Source organism: Streptomyces sp. NPDC046716 (genome assembly GCF_040645755.1).
Classification (GTDB): Bacteria; Actinomycetota; Actinomycetes; order Streptomycetales; family Streptomycetaceae; genus Streptomyces.
Map to the genome: position 1 here is coordinate 21300 of NZ_JBEYYU010000044.1, position 21605 is coordinate 42904.

The following is a 21605-nucleotide window of genomic DNA, read 5'->3' on the forward strand; positions in this document are numbered from 1 at the left end:
CGGTGCGCTCGCGGTCAACTGCCGGTCGCCGGACGCGCCTAGCGTCCAGGGGCACGGTCCGTCCGGACCGGCACCCGCCACCCCCCTCGATCCCCAGGAGCACACCCATGTCCGTCGATCCGGTACTCGAGCCCGCCGCGACCGCCTTCGCCGAGGCCACCGCCAACCCGCCCTACCTCTTCCAGCTGCACCCCGAGGAGGGCCGCAAGGCCGTCGACGACGTGCAGTCGGGCCCGGTCGAGCTGCCCGAGGTCGACGAGGAGTGGATCACCGTCGAGGGTGGTCCCACGGGCAGCGTCCGCGCCCGCATCGTCCGTCCCGCGGGCGCCGAGGGCGTCCTTCCGGTCGTCCTGTACATCCACGGCGCCGGCTGGGTCTTCGGCAACGCCCACACCCATGACCGGCTGGTGCGCGAGCTCGCCGTCGGCACGGGCGCGGCCGTCGTCTTCCCCGAGTACGACCTCTCGCCCGAGGCCCGCTACCCGGTCGCCATCGAGCAGAACTTCGCCGTCGCCCGCTGGATCGTGGACCAGGGCGCGACCAAGGACCTCGACGGCGACCGGCTCGCCGTCGCCGGTGACTCGGTGGGCGGCAACATGACCGCCGCCCTCACCCTCATGGCCAAGCAGCGCGGCGGCGTCCCGCTGCTGCAGCAGGTCCTCTTCTACCCGGTGACCGACGCGGCCTTCGACACGGGCTCCTACGAGCAGTTCGCGACCGGCTACTTCCTGCGCCGCGACGGCATGCAGTGGTTCTGGGACCAGTACACGACCGACGAGGCCGAGCGCGCCCAGATCACCGCGTCCCCGCTGCGCGCCACCACCGAGCAGCTGACCGGACTGCCGAAGGCCCTGGTCATCACGGGCGAGGCCGATGTGCTGCGCGACGAGGGCGAGGCCTACGCGAACAAGCTGCGCGCGGCCGGTGTCCCGGTCACCGCCGTCCGCTTCCAGGGCATCATCCACGACTTCGTGATGCTGAACGCGCTGCGCGAGACGCACGCCGCCGAGGCCGCGATCGCGCTGGCGATCAGCACCCTGCGCTCCGCCCTGCACTCCGCCTGACGCCCGCCTCCTCCCCGCTGCACCTGTCGAAGGACTCATCATGACGAACCCCACCCCGACCGTGGTCCTGGTCCACGGCGCCTTCGCCGACGCCGCGAGCTGGGCCGGTGTCATCGCCGACCTGAAGCGCGACGGCATCCCGGTGATCGCCCCGCCCAACCCGCTGCGCGGTCTGGCCGCCGACTCCGCGTACGTCGCCTCGCTCGTCGCCCAGATCGACGGCCCCGTCGTCCTGGCCGGCCACTCCTACGGTGGCGCCCTGATCACGGTCGCGGGTGCCGCGGAGAACGTCGTCGGCCTGGTCTACGTGGCCGCGTACGTCCTCGAAGAGGGCGAGAGCCTGGGCGAACTCCAGGGCCGCTTCCCCGCGTCGCCGCTGGTCAGCAATCTGAAGCAGTGGACGTACCCGGTCGCGGACGGCGAGCCTGCCGTCGAGGTCACCATCGCCGAGGACGCCTTCCCCGCGATCTTCGCCGCCGATGTGCCCGCGGAGACGACCTCGGTCCTCGCGGTGGCCCAGCGCCCGCTCGCCGCTGGCGCGTTCGAGGAGAAGGCGACCGCGGCGGCCTGGCGGACCACGCCGTCGTGGGCCGTGATCGCCGGCGCCGACCAGGCGATCAACCCCGAGGTCGAGCGGTTCGGCGCCAGCCGTGCCGGCGCCACCGTCGTCGAGGTGGACGGCGCGTCGCACGCGATCGCCGTCTCCCGCCCGAAGGAGGTCGCCGAGGTGATCCGCACGGCGGTGCGCGCCGCCGGCTGACCCCGCCCGCAGACCGCCGTGCTCGTGCGAGCACGGCGGTCTCGCAGGAGCCGAAGCACCGGATGCCCCGGACGACATAGGGTTGCCCGGTGACCAGAGTCCGGTTGAGCGTTGCCGAACGGCGCGCGGAACTGCTGCGGGCCGCCATCGAGCAGATCGAGGTGCGCGGCGTCGCCGCCGTGCGCATCTCCGACGTGGCCTCGGCGCTGGGGGTGAGCAACGCCCTGGTGCTGTACCACTTCTCGACGAAGGAGAAGCTCGTCTCGGCCGCGTTCACCTACGCCGCCGAGGACGACCTGGCCCGTCTCCACAAACTGCTCGGCCGGCGGACCACGGCGCTCAAGCGGCTGCGCGCGGCGGTGCGCTGGTACGCGCCCACCGGCCAGGCCAAGGGATGGCGGCTGTGGATCGAGGGCTGGGCCGCCGCGCTGCGCGAGCCCGCCCTGCGCGAGGTCGCCCGCGACCTCGACAAGCAGTGGAAGGCGGCTCTCGCCGAGGTCGTCGCCGAAGGCGTGGCGGCCGACGAGTTCAGCTGCCCCGACCCGATGGGTGCGGCGCTGCGCCTGACGGCCCTCCTCGACGGCCTCGCCGTGCAGATGACCACGTACCAGGGCGCCGTGTCCCGGGCCCGCGCCCAGGAATGGGTGGACGAGGCCCTGGCCCGCGAACTGGGCCTGGAGCGCGCCCAGTTGACGTCAGGGCGCTGACTCCCCACTCCCGCGGCGACGGTTCAGGACGCGGATTCCAGCTGCAGCTTGATCTCGTGCGGGTCGAGGAACCCCTTGGCCTGCACCCGGTCGCCGGAGGACTCGCCGCGCAGCCGGCGCCCGATCCAGGGCACCAGGAACTCCCGGGCCCAGTGGATGTCGTCGCGCCGCACCTCGAACGTGCCGCGGGGCGGCAGCAGCGGCCAGGCCTGCTCGGGGTCGGCGGGCACTTCGATACCGAGGGCCTGCGCGGCGCGCAGCGCGACCCGGGTGTGGCCCTCGGCGGCGAGGTGCAGCCGGTCCTCGTCCCAGGCCCTGCGGTCCTGGATGGACTTGAGCGACCACAGGTCGAGCATCGCGCAGCCGTGCCGGTCGGCGATGGCCCGTACGTGCATGTTGTACGTGGCGATCTTGCCGCGCAGATGCTTGAGGACGGCGACGTCGCGGGTGTCGAAGCCGGTGGCGACCAGGACGGTGCCCGCGGCCTCGGTGAGCCGGACCACGGCCTTCTCGAAGCGCTCGGCCACGTCGTCGGGGTCGGTGCCGGGCCGGATGATGTCGTTGCCGCCCGCGACGAAGGTCACCAGGTCCGGGGCGAGCTCGACGGCCCGCGGGATCTGGTGCTCGATGATCTGGTCGATGAGCTTGCCGCGTACGGCGAGGTTCGCGTACTGGAAGGTGTCCTCGGGGGCCCGGTCGTCCAGGAGGACGGCGAGCCGGTCGGCCCAGCCGACGAAGGTCCCGTCGGGGCCGGGGTCCCCGACGCCCTCGGTGAAGCTGTCCCCCACCGCGGCGTACGAGCGGATCAGCCCGCTGTCGTGCGCGTCCGTCGCGTCGGCCGGGTTCACTGCGTCCGTGAGTGCTCTCGATTCGTTTGCCACGACCACACATCTTTCACCCCGAGGTGTGACCTACGCGACCGTAACCAGGGGTTGACGAGTGGTGAGAAAGCACACCCGGCCCCCAGGGAATATCTGGGGGCCGGGTGTGGCGCGTGGGGCGCGTGGGGTGTGCCGGGGGTCAGAGGGTGACGCCGTGGCTCCGCAGGTAGGCGACCGGGTCGACGTCCGAGCCGTAGCTCGCGGTCGTCCGGATCTCGAAGTGCAGGTGCGGTCCGGTGACGTTGCCGGTCGCGCCCGAGAGGCCGATCTGCTGGCCCGCCGTGACCGTCTGGCCGGCGGAGACGCCGACCGAGGAGAGGTGGGCGTACTGGGAGTAGTAGCCGTCGGCGTTCTTGATGACGATCTGGTTGCCGTACGCGCCGCCGTCGCCGGCCGAGACGACGGTGCCGTTGGAGACGGCCTTGATCGGGGTGCCGGTGGCCACCACGAAGTCGGTGCCCGTGTGGTAGCCGCTGGACCACATTGCGCCGGACGAGTGGTACTGGGTGCCGACGGAGCCCTCGACGGGCTTCACGTAGCCGGACCCGGTCGAGGCCGTGCTCGCCCGGGTGGCCGTGGCGGACGTCCCGCTCGCGCCGCCGACGGTGAGCTCGGTGCCGGGCGTGATCAGCGACGCGTTGCCGCCGATGACGCTCTTGTTGTCCTTGTAGAGCTGCTGCCAGCCTCCGTCGACGTTCTGGCTCTTGGCGATCTTCGCCAGGGTGTCGCCGGACTTCACGGTGTACGTGGTGCTGCCGGAGTCCGCGGCCTGCGCCCCGGTGGCGCCGATGAGCGGCAGCGCGAGCGCGGCCCCTCCGACGGTGGCGAGGGCAGCGGCGCGGGTGGCGCGGCGGGTCTTCGGGCGGCGGTGCTTCCCCTGTGCGGGCATGACGCTTTTCCTCTCCGTCGCCTGCGAGGTGAGCTGTCGGGTTCGGACTGGAGATGTCCGGCCGGCCTCCCGGGAAGGGGACCGGCTGCACCCCGAGCCACGTCGGGAAATCCCTCGGCGGCGTACTGCCTGTGGGTCCCCCGCTCCTGCCGTCACGGGTCGTGGTGGGAACTCCGGGCGGCGGCAGGACTAGGCGTTCCGTCCGGTGTGATGGGTGACCGTAAAGCAGCGCAACCGGCCGCGACAAACACCGAATTCGAATTTCGGGGTTTTCTTTGATCAACTGAGGGATTTCTGTGTGACCCTCTGTCGCGCCCGCACCTTTACCAACGCCATACCTGCGGGAATTCCGTCGTCCGGCGGCGACGGGAACCGCCACGCACGGTCACCGCTATGAGCCCGCTCACGCGGCCGTCCGCAATCCCCCTTCACTTGTGGATAGTTGGCGCAGAACTGGATAAATCAGACACATGGTTGCCCGGGGAATCGATGTCGTATCGTCAGGTGCAGGCCCACCGGCGAGCGGCGCCGGAGCGCCCGATTCGGAGGAGCCCCCGTGACGCAGCACGCCCCGTCCACCGAGCCCGAACTGACCGCAGTGCGCAACTTCCGCGATGTGGGCGGCCTGCCGACCGTGGACGGCGGGCGGGTACGGCCCGGCGTGCTCTTCCGCAGCGGCCACCTCGCGCACGCCACCGCCGAGGACGCGGCGTTCCTGTCCACCCTCGGCCTGCACACGGTCTTCGACTTCCGCAACGCGGCGGACCAGAAGCTGGAGGGCGCCGACGTCGAGCTGCCCGGCGTGCGCAACGTGAATCTTCCGCTGACCGACCCGGCCGACGGAGCCGAGTTCTGGAAGATGGTGCGCGACGGCGACATAGACCAACTGCGGACGCTGCTCTCCGACGGACAGGCGGCGCAGCGCATGATCACCTCGTACCGGGCCATCGTCACCGACCGCACCGCCGAGCACAGCCGGGTCCTGCACGCGATGGCCGAGGACAGCATGCCCGCCCTGATGCACTGCGCGGCCGGCAAGGACCGCGCGGGCCTGTCGATCGCCGTGACGCTGCTCGCCGTCGGCGTCGAGCGGGACGCCATCGAGGCGGACTACCTGAAGTCGAACGAGAAGCACCGCCGCTACAAGATCCGCCGCGCCGGCGGCGCCACGGGCGACGCCTACGCGCCCGAGGTCATGGAGCTGCTCGCGCCGCTCTTCGACGCGCGCGCCGAGTATCTGCACGCGGCCTTCGAGACCATCGAGCAGACGTGGGGCACCACCGACCGCTACTTCTCGGAGGGCCTGAAGCTCGGCGCGGCCGACCGCGACCGGCTGCGCGAGCGGCTGGTCGACTGAGACCGGGAGGACCGGCCCGGCGGTCTCAGCGGTTCCCGCCCAGCGTGAACAGCAGGTAGACGAACGCGGCGAAGGCGTGTCCCACGAATACGTAGATCAGGACCCGCACCCAGATGCCGCGCGGCAGCTTGTCCTCGATGTCGCGGCCGCCCGGCCGCTGTGCGTCACTCATGACATGCCTCCCAGGCACAGTGCGGTGGTCGGGCTCTGCAGCAAGGTGTGGACGAAGAGGAGTTCGGACCCGCCGGTGTCCGCGGCCGCGATGCGGTGCGGGGTGAGCGAGTCGAAGTGCGCACTGTCCCCCGGCCCCAGCCGGTACGAGGTGTCACCGAGGCGCAGCCGCAGCCGCCCTTCGAGGACGTAGAGCCATTCCTCGCCCGGGTGCACGCGCACGATGTCGCCCTGGGCGCCGTACGGGACGTGCACCCGCAGCGCCTGCATGCCGCGTCCCGAGGCGCCGGCCTGGACATAGGTCCAGCCGCCCGCCTCGGTCGCCTCCATGGTCCCGGCGCGCACGACGGCGTCGCGATCGGCGGGGGCCTCGCCCAGCAGTTCGGAGACCGTCGTACCGTAGGTGCGGGCGAGTGCGAGCAGCATCGGCAGCGAGGGCTGGCGCTGTCCGGTCTCCAGCCGGGAGAGATGGGCCGGTGACAGACCGGCCGTGCCGGCCGCGGCCTCCAGGGTGAGGGAGGCTCGACGGCGCAGGGCGCGCAGCTGGGGCGCGACGGCGGGCAGCTCCGGGGGTTCCGGAGCCTCCTCCGGGAGGGCAGGGCTCATACCGACGATTCAGCCAGAGCCCTGCCCGAGAGGCAAATTTATTGCCTCAGAGGCAAGGCCCCTGGGGCGCTCGATCTCGAGGTGTCCTCAGCGGATGGCGACCGCCTGCTTCACCAGGGTCTTCCCGAAGTCCCACATGATTCCGCCGCCGCCGTGCGCGTCGTCCATGACGGCGGTGAACGCCTCGACGAACCGCTCGACGTCCGCCTCGTCCAGGACGAGCGGCGGGATCAGCTTGATGACCTCGAGATGGTCCCCGGAGACCTGGGTGAGGATCCGGTGCTTCTGCAGCAGCGGCACCACGACCATCTGCGCGAACAGACCCTTGCGCGCGGCCTGCAGCATGGTCCAGCGGCTGCGCAGCTTCAGCGACTTGGGCCTGCCGAACTCGATCCCGATCATCAGGCCGCGGCCGCGGACGTCGCTCAGCAGCTCGTAGCGGTCGATGAGCCCGGCGAGCCGGGACCTCAGCAGCTCCCCCATGGCCCGGGCGTTCGCGACGGTCTGCTCGTCCTCCATCACGGAGAGCACGGCGAGGCCCGCGGCCATCGCCTGGGCGTTGGAGCCGAAGCTCGCCGAGTGGACGAGGACCCGGTCCATGGACGAGTAGACCTTCTTGAAGATCCAGTCCTTGCCGAGCGTGGCGCCCACCGGCACGTACCCGCCGGAGAGCGCCTTGGCCACGCACACCAGGTCCGGCTCGACGCCGTCCTCGTGCTGGTAGGCGTAGAAGTCGCCGGTGCGGCCGAGCCCGGTCTGCACCTCGTCGGCGATGAGCAACGCCTTGTGCTGGTGCAGGAGTTGCTGCGCCGCGTGCAGATAGCCGGGCGGCGCCTCGTGCACGCCCTTGCCCTGGATCGGCTCGACGATGAGCGCGGCGACGTCGCCCTTCTTCAACTCCCTTGCCAGGGCGTCGAGGTCGCCGAGCGGGACGGCGGTGTCGGGCAGCAGCGGGGCGAATCCGTCGCGGAACCCGTCCTCGCCGTTGACCGACAGTGACCCGGTGGTCAGGCCGTGGAAGGCGTGCGAGCAGTAGAGCACCCGCGGCTTCCCGGTGGCGTACCGGGCGAACTTCAGCGCCGTCTCGACCGCTTCCGTACCGCTGTTGCCGAAGAACACCCGGTCCAGATGCGGGCTGTGGGTGAGCAGCTTCTCGGCGAGCAGCCCCGGCAGCGGCTGGCAGTCGAACCGGGTCAGGTCGGCGAGGGAGGCGTCGAGGACGTCGTGCAGCGCCTTGCGGACGACAGGGTGGTGGCGGCCCAGGCCCATGACGCCGAACCCGGCGAGCATGTCCAGGTAGTCGTTGCCGTCCGCGTCCCAGAAGTGCGCGCCCTCGGCCCGCTCGTAGACCTTGTCGAAGCCGATGGTGTGCAGCATCTTCGGCAGCTGGTGGTTGAGGTACTTGGCGTGCAGCTCGTACCGTTCGGCGCCGCGCTCGGCGAGCAGCGTCTGGAGGTCGAACTCCTTGCTCATGCGTCGTTCTCCTTGCCGGACTTCAGACTGAGGGAGGAACTGATCCGCCCGGCGATCTCCACCGGAGTCAGACCGATGTCGGCCAGCACCTCGCCGCGCTTGGCGTGTGCGAGGAACTGCTCGGGGATCCCGAACCGCCGTACGGGCACGTCGACTTCGGCGTCGCCGAGCGCGAGGGCGACCGCGGAGCCGACTCCGGCGGCCCTGCTGTTGTCCTCGACGACGGCGACGAGCTCGTACCCGGTGGCCAGCGGGGCGAGATCCGGATCGACGGGCTTGACCCACCGCGGGTCGACGACCGTGCAGTTGATGCCCCGCGCCTCGAGCAGCTCGGCGGTCTGCAGACAGACCGGGGCCATCACGCCGACCGATACGAGCAGCACGCGCGGGTTGTCGGACCGGTGCAGCACGTCGATGCCGCCCACCCGGTCGACGGCCGGGACCGGCACGCCCACCGACTCCTTGGGGAACCGCAGTACGGTCGGCGCGTCGTCCACGGCGACGGCCTCGCGCAGCTGCGCGCGGAGCTGGTCGGCGTCGCGCGGCGCGGCGATCCGCAGCCCCGGCACCACCTGGAGCACGGACATGTCCCACATGCCGTTGTGCGAGGCGCCGTCGACCCCGGTGACGCCGGCCCGGTCGAGGACGAAGGTGACGCCGCTCTTGTGCAGGGCGACGTCCATGAGGAGCTGGTCGAAGGCGCGGTTGAGGAAGGTCGCGTAGACGGCGACGACCGGGTGCAGCCCGCCGGTGGCCAGGCCCGCGGCGGAGACGGCGGCGTGCTGTTCGGCGATGCCGACGTCCCACACCCGGTCGGGGAACTCGGCCGCGAACTTCGTCAGGCCCACCGGGTGCAGCATGGCCGCGGTGATGGCGACGACGTCCTCCCGCTCGCGTCCGATCGCCGCGATCTCGTCGCCGAACACCGAGGTCCAGGAGGGGCCGTTGGACGGGGCGAGCGGCTCGCAGGTGAGGGGGTCCATCACGCCGACGGTGTGGAAGCGGTCGGCCTCGTCGGCGAGCGCCGGCTCGTAGCCGCGGCCCTTCTCGGTCAGGCAGTGCACGAGGACCGGCCCGTGGAAGCGCTTCGCGCGGCGCAGCGCGGACTCCATGGCCCCGATGTCGTGCCCGTCGATGGGCCCTACGTACTTCAGGCCCAGGTCCTCGAACATGCCCTGCGGGGCGAACGCGTCCTTGAAGCCCTTCTTGGCGCCGTGCAGGGACTCGTAGACGGTGTGTCCCACGACGGGGGTGCGCAGCAGGACGTCCTTGCCCCAGGCCAGCACCTTCTCGTAGCCGTCGGTCGTGCGCAGGGTCGCCAGATGGTTGGCGAGCCCGCCGATGGTGGGCGCGTAGGAGCGCTCGTTGTCGTTGACCACGATGATCAGCGGGCGGTCCTTGGCCGCCGCGATGTTGTTCAGCGCCTCCCAGGCCATGCCGCCGGTCAGCGCGCCGTCGCCGATGACGGCGACGACGTGCCCGCGCTCCCCCTGCACCTGCCGCGCCTTGGCGAGCCCGTCGGCCCAGCCGAGGGCGGTGGAGGCGTGGCTGTTCTCGACGATGTCGTGCTCGGACTCCTCGCGCGAGGGGTAGCCGGACAGGCCGCCCTTGCCTCGCAGCTTGCTGAAATCCTGACGGCCGGTCAGCAGCTTGTGCACATAGCTCTGATGGCCGGTGTCCCAGACGAGCCGGTCGACGGGCGACTCGAAGACCCGGTGGAGCGCGACGGTCAGTTCCACCACGCCCAGGTTGGGTCCGAGGTGACCGCCGGTTCTGGCGACCGCGTGGATCAGGAACTCCCTGATCTCCACGGCCAGTTCGTCGAGCTCCTCCTCGCTCAGCGCCTTCAGATCGCGCGGCCCCCGGATGGTTTCCAGAATCGTCACGCTCGAGCCCCCTTCCTGGTCGAACTCACGAACCGGCACTCAGCCCACGGTGACGTCGGGCGGGCCCGACGCGGCGCCGTCCTTCTCCATCTGTTCGGCGATCTTCATCGCCTCCTCGATCAGCGTCTCCACGATCTTCGACTCGGGGACGGTCTTGATGACCTCGCCCTTGACGAAGATCTGCCCCTTGCCGTTGCCGGAGGCGACGCCGAGATCGGCCTCGCGGGCCTCCCCCGGACCGTTGACGACACACCCCATGACGGCGACGCGGAGCGGCACCTCCATGCCGTCGAGCCCGGCGGTCACCTCGTCGGCCAGCTTGTAGACGTCCACCTGGGCCCGCCCGCAGGACGGACAGGAGACGATCTCCAGGCGTCGCTGGCGCAGCCCCAGCGACTCCAGGATCTGGATGCCGACCTTGCACTCCTCGGCCGGCGGGGCGGACAGCGAGACCCGGATGGTGTCGCCGATGCCCTCGGAGAGCAGGGCGCCGAAGGCGACGGCCGACTTGACGGTGCCCTGGAAGGCGGGGCCCGCCTCCGTGACCCCGAGGTGCAGCGGATAGTCGCACGCGGCGGCGAGCTGCCGGTAGGCGTTGACCATCACCACGGGGTCGTTGTGCTTGACGGAGATCTTGAGGTCGCGGAATCCGTGCTCCTCGAAGAGCGACGCCTCCCACAGCGCCGACTCCACGAGCGCCTCCGGGGTCGCCTTCCCGTACTTCTCCAGGAGCCGGCGGTCGAGCGAACCGGCGTTGACCCCGATCCTGATCGGCGTGCCCGCGTCGGACGCGGCCTTGGCGATCTGCTCGACCTGGTCGTCGAACTTCTTGATGTTGCCCGGGTTCACCCGCACCGCCGCACATCCGGCGTCGATGGCGGCGAACACGTACTTGGGCTGGAAGTGGATGTCCGCGATGACAGGGATCTGCGACTTGCGCGCGATGGTCGCGAGCGCGTCCGCGTCGTCCTGCGTGGGGCACGCCACCCGCACGATCTGACAGCCGGACGCGGTCAGTTCGGCGATCTGCTGCAGCGTGGCCCCGATGTCCGAGGTCCGTGTCGTCGTCATCGACTGCACGGACACCGGTGCGCCGCCTCCCACCGCCACCGGTCCGACCATGATCCGGCGGCTGGCACGCCGCTCGGCGATGGGTCGGACCGGTACCTCGGGGAGGCCCAGTGAGACGGGCTCTCCGGTCATGCCACGCTCACCCACGATTCCCGGCGACGGTCTCGGACATGGCGCGGATGGACTCCTTCAGCGACCCCATGGTGGCGAGCACGGCCGTCGGCTCGTAGCCGCAGTGCGCCATGCAGTTGGCGCAGCGCGGGTCCTTGCCGCGCCCGTACGCCTCCCAGTCGGTGTCCTCGATCAGCTGCCGGTACGACGGCACGTACCCGTCGCTCATCAGGTAGCAGGGCTTCTGCCAGCCGAAGAGCGAGTAGTTCGGGATCGCCCACGCCGTGCACGGGAAGTCGACCTTGCCCTCCAGGAAGTCCAGGAAGAGCGGCGAGTGGTTGAGCCGCCAGCGCCGCCGGTTGCCGCCCGAGAACGCCTTCTTGAACAGCTCCCGGGTCTGCGTGACCCCGAGGAAGTGCTCCTGGTCGGGCGCCTTCTCGTAGGCGTAGGCGGGCGAGATCATCATCTCGTCGACCTTGAGGTCGTCGTTGAGGTAGTTCATCACCTCGATGATGTTCTGCGGGGTGTCGGTGTTGAAGAAGGTCGAGTTCGTGGTGACCCGGAAGCCGCGCCGCTTGGCCTCCTTGATCGCCTCGACCGCCTCGTCGAAGACGCCTTCCTTGGCGACGGACTCGTCGTGACGCTCGCGCATCCCGTCGATGTGCACCGTGAAGGCGAAGAACGGCGACGGCTTGAACTTGTCCATCTTCTTGCGCATCAGCAGCGCGTTGGTGCACAGGAAGACGTACTTCTTCCTGGCCACCAACTGCCGCACGATCTCATCGATCTGAGGGTGCATCAGCGGCTCGCCGCCGGCGATGGACACCATCGGCGCACCGGACTCCAGCACGGCGCCGACGGCCTGCGCGACGGGCATGCGCTGCTTGAGCACCCCCGCCGGGTGCTGGATCTTGCCGCAGCCCTCGCACTTCAGGTTGCAGGCGTACAGCGGTTCCAGTTCGACAATGAGCGGGAACTTGTCCCGCCTGCGGATCTTCTGTTCAGCGAGATACGTCGCAACCTTGATGGACTGACGCAGCGGCATGGCCATCTGGGCTCACCTCCGAGGGAGCAGCAAAGAACGGTGCCATTCGAAAAAAGCGGGAAGGACGGCACGAAGGACGCGGAAAGCAGATAGTCCACCGCGAACCGTGCCGATCCTGACGAGTTCGTGTTCCGGGGCGTCGACGACCACCCGGACGGCCGCAACCGGACGCTCACCGGTCCCGACCGCCGTGCGCAGTGTGGCCGCCGACTCCATGTCGACCGCGATCGCGCCGGTGGCCAGCAGGTCGCCGCGCTCATGACCGCGTACGACGTGATCGGAACCGGTGAGCGGTCCGGTGTGCACGGTCCGTCCGGGCACGGCCTTCACCAGTTCCTTCACCAGCAGTTCCGTGCTCACGCACGGGGTGCTGCCGTGCTGGTCGCGGGTCTCCTGGGCCACGACGAGGTCGCCGGGGTGCATGCCGGGCGCGAGCCCGGCGCAGAACCCGGTGGCGATCACCGCGGCCTCGCGCAGCGCCGGGTCCTGGAGGACGCGCGCCGTCGCGCGCTCGGCGGCGACGGGCCCCATACCCGTACGCAGCACGGTCACGGGAGCGCTCGCGCCCGCCCGGCTGCCGGTGCGCAGGGCGACGTGCTCGATGCCCAGCGCGCAGGCGACGAGCAGCGCCGTGGTCTCCGGTGGGCGCACGGCCACCGGGTTGTCGCCCATCAGGCGTCCTTGAACGGCTCGCCGTGGACATACCGGCCGAGCGCGGTCAGCGGGAAGACCTGCCGGTACAGGTGGTAGTTGATCGAGAAGTCCCAGGGGAAGCCGGTACCGGTGAAGTACGGCTCGTCCCAGGTGCCGTCCTCGGTCTGGGTCTCGGCGAGGAAGGTGATCCCCCGCTCGACGGCCTTGGAGTCCCGCTCGCCGGCCGAAAGCAGCGCCATCAGCGCCCAGGCGGTCTGCGAGGCGGTGGAGACGCCGTGCCCCTTCCAGTCCTCGTAGCGGTACGAGCGAAGGTCCTCGCCCCAGCCGCCGTCCTCGTTCTGGACCGACTCCAGCCAGTCGACCGCGCGGCGGATCGCGGGGTGCGCGGCGGGCATCCCGGCGGCGGTGAGCGCGGGCAGCACCGACCCGGTGCCGTAGACGTAGTTGACGCCCCAGCGGCCGAACCAGGCGCCGTTCTCCTCCTGTTCGGCGAGCAGCCACTCGATGCCGCGGCGGGTGCGCGGATCGTGCGACCGTCCCTCGACGGCGAGCATCTCGACGACGTGCCCGGTTACGTCGGCGGACGGCGGGTCGATGACCTCGCCGAAGTCGCAGAACGGCAGCCGGTTGGGGAACGGGCTGGTGTTGTCGACGTCGAAGGCGCCCCACGCCCCGTTCTTCGACTGCATCCCGAGGTTCCAGCGCACCCCGCGGTCGATGGCCTTCTCGATGCGCGCGGTGTCGGGGTGGGTCACGCGGCGCAGCGCGAGCACGACCTCCGCGGTGTCGTCGATGTCGGGGTAGTTGTCGTTGTGGAACTCGAACGCCCAGCCGCCCGGCTCCAGGGCCGGCTTGCGCACCGACCAGTCGCCGGGCCGGTCGATCTGTTCGTCGAGCATCCAGGTGGCGGCCTTGACGAGCGCCGGGTGGTCGCCGGGCAGTCCCGCGTCGGCGAGGGCGATGGTGGCCAGGCAGGTGTCCCAGACGGGTGACTGGCAGGCCTCGATCATGCGGGCGCCGTCCTCGCGCCACACCGTGAACCGGTCGAGCGAGGCGAGACCGGCCTTCAGGACGGGGTGATCGAGGTCGTAGCCGAGCAGGTGCAGGGCGATGACGGAGTAGACCGCGGGCGGCTGGATGCCGCCCCAGCAGCCGTCGTTCTCCTGGCGCTCGATGATCCAGCGCCCGGCCGAGTTCATGGCGGCCTTGCGCAGCCGCTTCAGCGCCACCTTCTGGTAGCCGTGCATGATCTTGTCGAGCCGCTGGAAGGCGCCGTCCCAACTCGCCACCGGGGCCAGGGGCTTGGCCGGGTTCGGGTCGCGGGCGTCGGTGTGCAGCTCGTCCAGGGTGAACGGCGCGGGCCGCACCGGTCGCTTCGCGGACACGATGGTGAGGGGCACGATGGTCTGCCGCGCCCAGCACCCGAAGTCGTAGATGTTGAGCGGCATCCACTTCGGGAAGTAGATGAGCTCCGGCGGGAGTTCGGGGAGGTCGTCCCACTTCCACCAGCCGAAGAGGGCCAGCCAGATCCGGGTGAAGACGCGGCTCGCGGCGATGCCGCCGCGCTCGCGGACCCAGGCGGAGGCCTTCGCCATGTGCGGAGCGTCCGGGGAGTCACCGGCGAGGCGCAGGGCGACGTAGGCCTCGATGGTGGTGGAGAGTTCGCCGGGTCCGCCGTAGAAGGTGGCCCAGGTGCCGTCGTCCCGCTGTTCCCCGCGGATGAAGAGCGCGGCGGCGTCGGTGGTGTCCTGGTCGCGGATGCCCAGGAACTGCCTCAGCAGCAGGTCCTCGGCGTCCATCGTCACGTTGGTGTCGAGGTCACCCTTCCACCACCCCTGGGCGTCCTGCCGGGCGAGCAGGAAGTCCGTGGCGCGCTGTATGGCTCGGTTGGCGGCGTGGAGCGTCCCGGCCGCCTCGGGGGTCGTGTCGGACGGTGGGGCAGTGGTGGCCGAGGATGCTGCGGGAGCTGCCGCTCCGGTGCTTCCGTCGGTCGTCGCTGTCATGGCTATCCCTTCGTGCAGTGGCTCATCTCTGCTGGGTAACCGTCGGCCGATGCCCTGGCGGGACACCGGCCGGCGACTGCGAGTCATATGCGGCCGATAGTGATCATCTCTTTCGTACGACGACGAAGTCGGCGAGCGCCGCGAACTGGGCGCGCACCGTGGCTGGCATCTGGACGGTGTCCAGGGCTTCGAGGGCGATCGTGTGCTGGCGCCGGGCCTCGTCGGCGGTCCACTGCCGTCCGCCGGCCTCTTCGATGAGGGCGGCCCGGGCGGCGAACTCCGCCTCGGAGAAGTTGTCGAAGTCGTTGTTCTTGGCGTCGGCGGCGAGGAGTTCGCCCAGCCGCTCGGAGGCCGGTCCGCCCGCCGCGAGCGCGGCCACGACCGGCAGCGACTTCTTGCGCTGGCGCAGGTCGCTCCAGGTCTGCTTGCCCGTGGAATCGGGGTCGCCCCAGATGCCGAGGAGGTCGTCGACGGCCTGGAAGGCCAGGCCAAGGTGGTAGCCGTACTTCTCCAGGGCGTCGGCGGTGACGTCGTCGGCGCCGCCGAGGACCGCGCCGATGGAGGAGGCGCAGGCGAGCAGGGCACCCGTCTTGTTGCCCTCCATCTCCAGGCACTCCTCGACGCTGACCCGCTCGCGGTGCTCGTAGGAGATGTCCTGCGCCTGACCGTCGATCAGGGCGCGGCTGGCGGTGGTGAGGCGTCGGGTGGCGCGTCCGGCGTCCACCGAGGCGATCTCCAGGAGCACCTCGTTGGCGAGGGCGAACAGCGCGTCGCCGACGAGGATCGCCTGCGCCGGGCCGTGCACCTTCCAGACGGTGTCGCGGTGGCGGCGCTGCTCGTCGCCGTCCATCAGATCGTCGTGCAGCAGCGAGAAGTTGTGGACCAGCTCGACCGCGACGGCACCCGGGACGCCCACCTCGGGGGCGGCACCGGCGGCCTGTGCGGAGAGCACGGCGAGCGCGGGGCGCACGGCCTTGCCGCCGTCGCCGTCGGCGGGGTTGCCCGCTGCGTCGATCCAGCCGAAGTGGTAGGCGGCGACGGTGTTCATGGGCGGCGCGAGCCGGTCCACGGCCTTCTTCAGCACTGGCGTGGCCAGGGTTCGGCCGCGCTCGAGAAGCGCGGTCACGTCCACCGCGTCGGCAGCCTCTTCGGCCGAGGGCACAGGTGGCACAGTCTCTCCTTGATGTGGCGTTCCAGCCGTTGTCGACGGTCCGGCCGTCGTAGGCGTTTCTACCGAGGGAATGTCGAGGCTCACGCCGCCTCCCGGAACAGATGGCCACGGGGGCGGCCCTGAGCGGCGAGGGCCGCGTCCGCGGCGCCGACCCCGCTGCGAACTGCGCCTTCCATCGTCGCGGGCCATCCGGTGGCGGTCCATGCACCGGCCAAGTAGAGACCGGGCGCACGGGTGCGCGCGGCGGGCCGGAGGGCGCCCGTGCCGGGGGTGGGCGCGAAGGTGGCGGTGCGCTCCCGGGTCACGAAGAAGTCGATGACGCGTGCGCCGCGCGCAGCCGGGAGCAGCCGCTCCAGCTCGGGCAGATAGCGCTCGCGCAGCGTGGCGACGGGCTCGTCGATGTCGTCCTGGGCGGCGGACTGGGAGACGGCCAGGTACTGGCCCTCGGTCAGTCCGGACGCCTCGGTGCGGTCGAAGACCCACTGCACCGGGGAGCCCAGCGCGGCGAAGAAGGGACGTTTGAGCACCTTGCGGTCGTACACCACGTGCAGGTTCAGGATCGGCGCGGTGCCGATGTCGAGCAGCCGCTCCCGGTCGTCGAGCGCACCGTCCGGCAGCAGGTCGTACGTCTCGCGCTGCGGCACGGCGAGCACGACGGTGTCGGCGGTGAGGATCTGGCCGGAAGTGTCGGGTCCCTCGGGAACCTCCACCGCCCAACGGCCGTTTTCCGTACGGGAGATGGAGGTGACGCGTGTACGGAGTCCGGTGGTCACACCCGCGGAGTCGAGCGCCTTGCGGGCCAAAGTGTCGTGGAGGTCGCCGAGGGGCACCCGGGCCCAGCCGATATCGGCGGCGCCTGGATCGGACAGCAGCCCGGTCTTGAACACCATGGCGGCCAGCGCGAGCGAGCACTCGCCCGCCACCGCGTTCAGCGTCGCGACCCCGACCAGGTCCCACAGCGCCTCGACGGCCCGCTCCGACTGACCGTGCTCGGCCAGCCAGGAGCCGAAGTCCCGCTCGTCGAGCGCCGGATCGTCGAGGTCCAGGCCCTTGAGTGCGAGCGCGGCCCGTCCGACGTTGGCCCGCTCGGCCAGGGACAGATGCGGGTACGTGGCCAGGCTCTTCGCCAGATGCAGCGGCACGGGCAGCGCCGTCCGCCGCAGCCGCCCGAGCCGATTGCGGTCCGCGTCGAGGACGGGCACGTCGAGACGGTCCTGCAGCGGTGCGAGGTCCGTGGCGTCGATGCGGTCGAGGAACCAGCGGTAGGCGGTGCAGCAGCGCAAGTACACATGCTGGCCGTTGTCGACGGTCAGGTCGCCGCGCTTGAAGGAGAAGGCGAGCCCGCCGAGCCGGGGGCGGCCGTCCAGGAGCGTGACGTCCATGCCGCCGTCGGCGAGGGCGAGCGCGGCCGTGATCCCCGCGAGCCCGCCGCCGACGACCACCGCGACGGGCCGTCGCCGTTCGTCGGACGACGCCTCTGCGTGGCTGCTCATGCGCCCTCCCCCTCGGTGCTTCTGATGGTGCGTACGGCCAGCGTGCGGCGGGTTTCGACGGATGTGACGAAGCCGCGGCCGGCCGTTGCATGCAGGGACGCCGCGTCGCCGCGGAGGGTTGCCCGCCGCTTCACGTTCGCCGTGCTGTCGAGAACACCGCGCACCACCGTGCCCATCAGACGCGCCTCCTGAGAGCCGCGCGGGACGACGCGCGGGAGACGGTCCGCGCGTCGAGCCCGGACAGACCGCGCACGGCGACGTACGCCTTCTCGTGGCCGGGCAGCGAGACACGGCCGCGCAGCACGGCCTCCGGCTCGCGCTCGATGCGGTCGAGCAGGCGCCGGTAGATACCGGCCATGGCGGCGACACAGGCGCCGGAGCGCCGGTCGAGCAGGGGCAGCAGCTGATAACCCTCGGCGAACAGGGCGCGGGCGCGCCGCACCTCGAAGTGCACGAGTCCGGCGAAGTCCGATCCCGCGGGCGGGACCGCGGAGTCGAATCCGGCCGAGCAGCCGAACTTGGCGAGGTCGTCGGCGGGCAGGTAGGTGCGCCCGTCGGCGGCGTCCTCACGGACGTCCCGCAGGATGTTGGTCAGCTGGAGCGCGAGCCCGAGCGTGTCGGCGTACTCGGCCGCGCGCTCGGCGCCCCTGGCACCCGGCTCGGTGCCGAAGACGCCGAGGGAGACCCGTCCGATGGCGCCGGCGACGCACCGGCAGTACACCTTCAGGTCGTCCCAGGTCTCGTAGGTCTCGCCGCGCAGGTCCATCAGGACGCCGTCGATGAGTTCGTCGAGCCCGCCGAGCGGGATCGGGAAGCGGTCGGCGGCGTGCGCGAGGGCGACGGCCACCGGATCGGTGTCGTCCTCCTCGACCTTGCCCGCCTGCACCCGGGCGAGCAGGGCCCGGGTCTCGTCGAGCCGCTCGGCCTTGACGTCGGGCGGCAGCGTGCCGTCCCCGATGTCGTCGACGCGGCGCGAGAACGCGTACACCGCCGACATGGCCCGCCGCTTCGCGGTCGGCAGCAGCCGGATGCCGTAGGCGAAGTTGCGCGCCTGTTGTCCGGTGACGGTCTCGCAGTAGCCGTATGCGGCGAGCACCGGTGCCGACACGTGCTGGTCAGACTCCACGGCCTTGCTCACCCCTCTCCTCGCAGAGTCGCTCCCACCTCGCGCAGCAGCCGGAGCTTGGTGGGCTTCGGTGGTCCAGGTAGGACGTCGTACTTGACGGCGGTGATCGCGTGGACCGCCGCCTTCCCCCCTGCCACGAAACCGGCCAGCAGCAGCTTCAGCCTGCCGTGGACGCTACCCACCAGGGGGGTGCCTTCATTCAAGAGCCGCAGGGCGCGATCCGCTTCGTGAGCGACCAGCGCGCGCACCGATGCGCCCGCGCTGGGTGCGGCGAGATCCGCTTCCTGGACGTGGAACTGTTTCATGTCCTCGGCAGGCAGGTAGATGCGGTCGCGGCCGAGGTCCTCGGCCACGTCCTGGAGGTGTTCGACGATCTGCAGTCCGGTGCAGACCGCGTCCGAGCGGCGGATGCGCTCGGGGGTCGAGGTGCCGGTGATGGCGAGGACGAGGCGGCCCACGGGGTTGGCGGACAGCTCGCAGTAGGCGAGCAGGTCGTCGTAGGTCTCGTAGCGCGTGACGAGCTGGTCCTGGCGGTTGGCCTGGAGGAGGCCGAGGAACGGCTCGGGCGTCAGGGAGCGGCGGCGCACGGTGGGCTGCAGGGCGGCGAGCAGCGGGTGGCTCGGGGTGCCGTCGAAGACCTTGTGGAGGTCGGCCTCCAGGGCGTCCAGCATCACGAGCCGGTCGTCCGCCCGTTCGGGTGAGACGCCGAGCCGGCGGGCGTCGGCGCCGCCGGGAGCGAGGTCACCGTCGCCGATGTCGTCGACCAGGCGCGCGTACCCGTACACGGCCATCAGGTCGTCGCGCCAGGCGCGCGGCAGGAAGGCCGGGGCCACCGGGAAGTTCTCGTCGGCGGCCTTGTCGAGGGTGGCGCCCGTCGTGGAGTCCGGGCGCACACGAGAGGATGCGCTCACCGGGTGCGGTCCGCTTCCGGAACGACGGCGAAAGCATCGTGGACCTGGAGAGTTTCCGTAGCCATTGCCGTCACATCTCCCGTTCTACACTGCGGACCCAATACATCCCATTTCGGACACGCCGCCCGGCCGTCCGCGCGGTTGACCGGCCGCCCGAAGAGCCGGGAGGCCGTGCATTATCGCCCCACTTGCCGCGATTCGGCACCGGTACAGCTTACGTTGTACAACGACCGCTGCCACGTCGGGGTGTTCTGCGCATCACAACAACACACCGATTGACGCCAAGATTCCCTGGAGGCACGGAAGTTGACCTCCCCTTGACCATGATCGGGAATTAGCTGCTCAATACAGGCATCCGGGGTGGACACATCGAAGGCCCCACCGCCATGAGCCGGTGGGGCCTTAAGACGCAGGAGGCGGGTTCGCGGGTTACTTGCCCGTGAACTTCTCGTACTCCTTGAGTACCTCGGCCGTCGGACCGTCCATACGCAGCTCCCCGCGCTCCAGCCACAGGACGCGGTCGCAGGTGTCCCGGATCGACTTGTTGTTGTGGCTGACGAGGAAGACCGTGCCGGCCTCCTTGCGCAGCTCGCGGATGCGGGCCTCGGAGCGCTTCTGGAACTTGCGGTCACCCGTGGCCAGGGCCTCGTCGATCATGAGGACGTCGTGGTCCTTGGCGGCCGCGATGGAGAAGCGCAGCCGCGCCGCCATGCCGGACGAGTACGTCCGCATCGGCAGGGTGATGAAATCACCCTTCTCGTTGATGCCCGAGAAGTCGACGATGTCCTGGTAGCGCGCCCTGATCTCCTCGCGCGACATGCCCATCGCGAGGCCGCCGAGGATGACGTTGCGCTCACCGGTCAGGTCGTTCATCAGGGCCGCGTTCACGCCGAGCAGCGAGGGCTGGCCGTCGGTGTAGACCTTGCCCTTCTCGGCGGGGAGCAGGCCCGCGATGGCGCGCAGCAGCGTCGACTTGCCCGAACCGTTCGAGCCGATCAGGCCGATCGCCTCGCCGCGGTAGGAGGTGAAGGAGACGCCGCGCACCGCGTGCACCTTGCGCACCCCGCGCTCCTCGCCGCGCTTGAGTATCCGGCTCAGCGCGGAAGTGGCGCTGCCCTTGCCCGTCTTGGCGCCGTTGACGCGGTAGACGATGTGCAGTTCGTCCGCGATGACCGTGGGAACCAGGGCATCGGCGGTCTTGTCGAGATCAGCCACGGCCGTACCGCTCCTCTGCCTTCCAGAAGTAGATGAAGCCGGCCAGGCCGATCACGACGGCCCACGCGGCGGCGAAGGCCCACACGTGCGGCGGCAGATAGGTGCCCGCGTCGTATCCCTCGTGGCTCATGAAGGCGAAGCGGATCAGGTCCATGTAGATGGCCGCGGGGTTCCACTGGAGCACGTCGTCGAGCCAGCTGGGGACGTTCTCCTTGCCCGCCAGCATCGCCGGGATGCTGAACATGACGCCGGACGCGTACATCCACGTACGCATGATGAACGGCATCAGCTGCGCGAGGTCGGGCGTCTTGCTGCCCATCCTGGCGAAGATCAGGGCGAGGCCCATGTTGAAGCCGAACTGCAGCACCAGCGCGGGCAGCACCAGGATCCACGACAGGGCCGGCATGACGCCGAAACCCAGCATGATCAGGATGAGCACGATCATGGAGAACAGCAGCTGCTGGAGCTGCTGGAGCGCGAAGGAGATCGGCAGCGAGGCCCGGGGGAAGTGCAGCGCCCTGACCAGGCCGAGGTTGCCGGAGATCGCGCGGACTCCGGCCATGACCGAGCTCTGCGTGAAGGTGAAGACGAAGACGCCCGTCACCAGGAACGGCACGTAGATGTCTTCCGGGATCCCCCGCTTCGCGCCGAGCAGCAGGCCGAAGATGAAGAAGTAGACCGCGGCGTTCAGCAGCGGGGTCGCCACCTGCCAGACCTGGCCCAGTTTGGCCTGGCTGTACTGGGCGGTCAGCTTCGCCTGCGAGAAGGCGATGATGAAGTGCCGTCGGCTCCACAGCTGGCGTACGTACTCGCTCAGACCGGGGCGGGCACCGCTGACGGACAAACCGTACTTGGCGGCGAGCTCGGCAGGGGAGAGCCCGTCGTCGGGTGACGGGGACGCGCTCACCGCGACACCGCCGTCATGCGTTGTCTCACTCACAGAAGGGAACTTTCGTCTACAAAAGCGCAGCCTGGTCGGGCATCGGCACAAGCAGAGGACAGGTTTCGCCC

21 protein-coding genes and 1 riboswitch are annotated in these 21605 nt (G+C 70.5%); of the genes, 4 read left to right on the forward strand and 17 right to left on the reverse strand.

The genetic code is table 11. The annotated features are described in order from the left end of the window. Positions 1–107 precede the first annotated feature (107 nt). The 3 genes from ABZ930_RS28450 (at position 108) to ABZ930_RS28460 (ending at position 2531) form a co-directional block, all read left to right on the forward strand. The gene (locus tag ABZ930_RS28450) at positions 108–1064 is read left to right on the forward strand and encodes an alpha/beta hydrolase (protein WP_361553618.1); all 957 of its coding nucleotides are present in this window, start codon (positions 108–110) and stop codon (positions 1062–1064) included. 40 nt (positions 1065–1104) lie between these two features. Continuing rightward, complete coding sequence (locus ABZ930_RS28455; RefSeq protein ID WP_361553621.1) at positions 1105–1824, forward strand: alpha/beta hydrolase; 720 nt, start codon at positions 1105–1107, stop codon at positions 1822–1824. 89 nt (positions 1825–1913) lie between these two features. Next, positions 1914–2531, forward strand: a complete 618-nt coding sequence (locus tag ABZ930_RS28460; protein WP_361553624.1) for a TetR/AcrR family transcriptional regulator — start codon at positions 1914–1916, stop codon at positions 2529–2531. Between the two features lie 23 nt (positions 2532–2554). On the opposite strand, the gene ABZ930_RS28465 is transcribed toward ABZ930_RS28460, so the two are convergent. Continuing rightward, positions 2555–3340, reverse strand: a complete 786-nt coding sequence (locus ABZ930_RS28465; protein WP_361553738.1) for an SGNH/GDSL hydrolase family protein — start codon at positions 3338–3340, stop codon at positions 2555–2557. A 211-nt stretch (positions 3341–3551) separates the two neighbouring features. Then, positions 3552–4301, reverse strand: a complete 750-nt coding sequence (locus ABZ930_RS28470) for a LysM peptidoglycan-binding domain-containing M23 family metallopeptidase (protein WP_361553627.1) — start codon at positions 4299–4301, stop codon at positions 3552–3554. 5 nt (positions 4302–4306) lie between these two features. After that, positions 4307–4478: riboswitch (cyclic di-AMP (ydaO/yuaA leader) on the reverse strand. Between the two features lie 379 nt (positions 4479–4857). On the opposite strand from ABZ930_RS28470, the gene ABZ930_RS28475 reads away from it, so the two are divergent. Then, positions 4858–5658 (forward strand): tyrosine-protein phosphatase, encoded by an 801-nt coding sequence (locus ABZ930_RS28475; protein WP_361553630.1) that lies wholly within the window; start codon positions 4858–4860, stop codon positions 5656–5658. 25 nt (positions 5659–5683) lie between these two features. On the opposite strand, the gene ABZ930_RS28480 is transcribed toward ABZ930_RS28475, so the two are convergent. From ABZ930_RS28480 to ABZ930_RS28550, 15 genes are all read right to left on the reverse strand, one after another. Then, on the reverse strand, positions 5684–5830 hold the full coding sequence (locus tag ABZ930_RS28480; RefSeq protein WP_361553633.1) for a DUF6126 family protein: 147 nt from the start codon (positions 5828–5830) through the stop codon (positions 5684–5686). Next, positions 5827–6435, reverse strand: a complete 609-nt coding sequence (locus ABZ930_RS28485) for an XRE family transcriptional regulator (protein ID WP_361553636.1) — start codon at positions 6433–6435, stop codon at positions 5827–5829. The genes ABZ930_RS28480 and ABZ930_RS28485 overlap by 4 nt, the downstream gene beginning before the upstream one ends. An 87-nt stretch (positions 6436–6522) precedes the next feature. Further along, complete coding sequence (locus ABZ930_RS28490) at positions 6523–7908, reverse strand: aspartate aminotransferase family protein (protein WP_361553638.1); 1386 nt, start codon at positions 7906–7908, stop codon at positions 6523–6525. Beyond that, on the reverse strand, positions 7905–9794 hold the full coding sequence (gene dxs, locus ABZ930_RS28495) for a 1-deoxy-D-xylulose-5-phosphate synthase (RefSeq protein WP_361553641.1): 1890 nt from the start codon (positions 9792–9794) through the stop codon (positions 7905–7907). The genes ABZ930_RS28490 and dxs overlap by 4 nt, the downstream gene beginning before the upstream one ends. Before the next feature lie 39 nt (positions 9795–9833). Next, positions 9834–10997, reverse strand: coding sequence for a flavodoxin-dependent (E)-4-hydroxy-3-methylbut-2-enyl-diphosphate synthase (ispG, locus tag ABZ930_RS28500; protein WP_361553644.1), 1164 nt, complete (start codon positions 10995–10997; stop codon positions 9834–9836). A gap of 7 nt (positions 10998–11004) precedes the next feature. Next, a complete protein-coding gene (hpnH, locus tag ABZ930_RS28505) occupies positions 11005–12027 on the reverse strand; it encodes an adenosyl-hopene transferase HpnH (protein WP_361553647.1) in 1023 nt (340 codons plus the stop codon). 6 nt (positions 12028–12033) lie between these two features. Then, positions 12034–12693: a 1-hydroxy-2-methyl-2-butenyl 4-diphosphate reductase gene (locus tag ABZ930_RS28510; RefSeq protein WP_361553649.1), complete on the reverse strand. Its 660-nt coding sequence runs from the start codon at positions 12691–12693 to the stop codon at positions 12034–12036. Then, on the reverse strand, positions 12693–14678 hold the full coding sequence (gene shc, locus ABZ930_RS28515; RefSeq protein ID WP_361553652.1) for a squalene--hopene cyclase: 1986 nt from the start codon (positions 14676–14678) through the stop codon (positions 12693–12695). The genes ABZ930_RS28510 and shc overlap by 1 nt, the downstream gene beginning before the upstream one ends. A gap of 103 nt (positions 14679–14781) precedes the next feature. Beyond that, on the reverse strand, positions 14782–15840 hold the full coding sequence (locus ABZ930_RS28520) for a polyprenyl synthetase family protein (RefSeq protein WP_361553741.1): 1059 nt from the start codon (positions 15838–15840) through the stop codon (positions 14782–14784). Positions 15841–15929: 89 nt separating this feature from the next. Then, complete coding sequence (gene hpnE / locus ABZ930_RS28525; RefSeq protein WP_361553655.1) at positions 15930–17342, reverse strand: hydroxysqualene dehydroxylase HpnE; 1413 nt, start codon at positions 17340–17342, stop codon at positions 15930–15932. Beyond that, positions 17339–17518 carry a hypothetical protein gene (locus ABZ930_RS28530; RefSeq protein ID WP_361553658.1) on the reverse strand — a complete coding sequence of 60 codons (180 nt, stop codon included), beginning with the start codon at positions 17516–17518 and terminating at the stop codon, positions 17339–17341. The genes hpnE and ABZ930_RS28530 overlap by 4 nt, the downstream gene beginning before the upstream one ends. Continuing rightward, complete coding sequence (gene hpnD, locus ABZ930_RS28535) at positions 17518–18480, reverse strand: presqualene diphosphate synthase HpnD (RefSeq protein WP_361553661.1); 963 nt, start codon at positions 18478–18480, stop codon at positions 17518–17520. The genes ABZ930_RS28530 and hpnD overlap by 1 nt, the downstream gene beginning before the upstream one ends. Next, positions 18477–19379: a squalene synthase HpnC gene (gene hpnC, locus ABZ930_RS28540; protein WP_361553664.1), complete on the reverse strand. Its 903-nt coding sequence runs from the start codon at positions 19377–19379 to the stop codon at positions 18477–18479. The genes hpnD and hpnC overlap by 4 nt, the downstream gene beginning before the upstream one ends. Positions 19380–19808: 429 nt before the next feature. Then, positions 19809–20594, reverse strand: a complete 786-nt coding sequence (locus ABZ930_RS28545) for an ABC transporter ATP-binding protein (protein ID WP_361553667.1) — start codon at positions 20592–20594, stop codon at positions 19809–19811. Further along, positions 20587–21534, reverse strand: a complete 948-nt coding sequence (locus ABZ930_RS28550; protein ID WP_361553669.1) for an ABC transporter permease — start codon at positions 21532–21534, stop codon at positions 20587–20589. The genes ABZ930_RS28545 and ABZ930_RS28550 overlap by 8 nt, the downstream gene beginning before the upstream one ends. Between the last annotated feature and the right edge of the window lie 71 nt (positions 21535–21605).

What these genes read in the sequence shown, in the direction of transcription:
- ABZ930_RS28485 (WP_361553636.1), bottom strand. Translation starts at nt 6,435, where the DNA reads ATGAGCCCTGCCCTCCCGGAGGAGGCTCCGGAACCCCCGGAGCTGCCC.
- ABZ930_RS28480 (WP_361553633.1), bottom strand. Translation starts at nt 5,830, where the DNA reads ATGAGTGACGCACAGCGGCCGGGCGGCCGCGACATCGAGGACAAGCTG.
- hpnE (WP_361553655.1), bottom strand. Translation starts at nt 17,342, where the DNA reads ATGAGCAGCCACGCAGAGGCGTCGTCCGACGAACGGCGACGGCCCGTC.
- shc (WP_361553652.1), bottom strand. Translation starts at nt 14,678, where the DNA reads ATGACAGCGACGACCGACGGAAGCACCGGAGCGGCAGCTCCCGCAGCA.
- ABZ930_RS28530 (WP_361553658.1), bottom strand. Translation starts at nt 17,518, where the DNA reads ATGGGCACGGTGGTGCGCGGTGTTCTCGACAGCACGGCGAACGTGAAG.
- ispG (WP_361553644.1), bottom strand. Translation starts at nt 10,997, where the DNA reads ATGACCGGAGAGCCCGTCTCACTGGGCCTCCCCGAGGTACCGGTCCGA.
- ABZ930_RS28490 (WP_361553638.1), bottom strand. Translation starts at nt 7,908, where the DNA reads ATGAGCAAGGAGTTCGACCTCCAGACGCTGCTCGCCGAGCGCGGCGCC.
- ABZ930_RS28455 (WP_361553621.1), top strand. Translation starts at nt 1,105, where the DNA reads ATGACGAACCCCACCCCGACCGTGGTCCTGGTCCACGGCGCCTTCGCC.
- hpnH (WP_361553647.1), bottom strand. Translation starts at nt 12,027, where the DNA reads ATGGCCATGCCGCTGCGTCAGTCCATCAAGGTTGCGACGTATCTCGCT.
- ABZ930_RS28470 (WP_361553627.1), bottom strand. Translation starts at nt 4,301, where the DNA reads ATGCCCGCACAGGGGAAGCACCGCCGCCCGAAGACCCGCCGCGCCACC.
- ABZ930_RS28450 (WP_361553618.1), top strand. Translation starts at nt 108, where the DNA reads ATGTCCGTCGATCCGGTACTCGAGCCCGCCGCGACCGCCTTCGCCGAG.
- ABZ930_RS28510 (WP_361553649.1), bottom strand. Translation starts at nt 12,693, where the DNA reads ATGGGCGACAACCCGGTGGCCGTGCGCCCACCGGAGACCACGGCGCTG.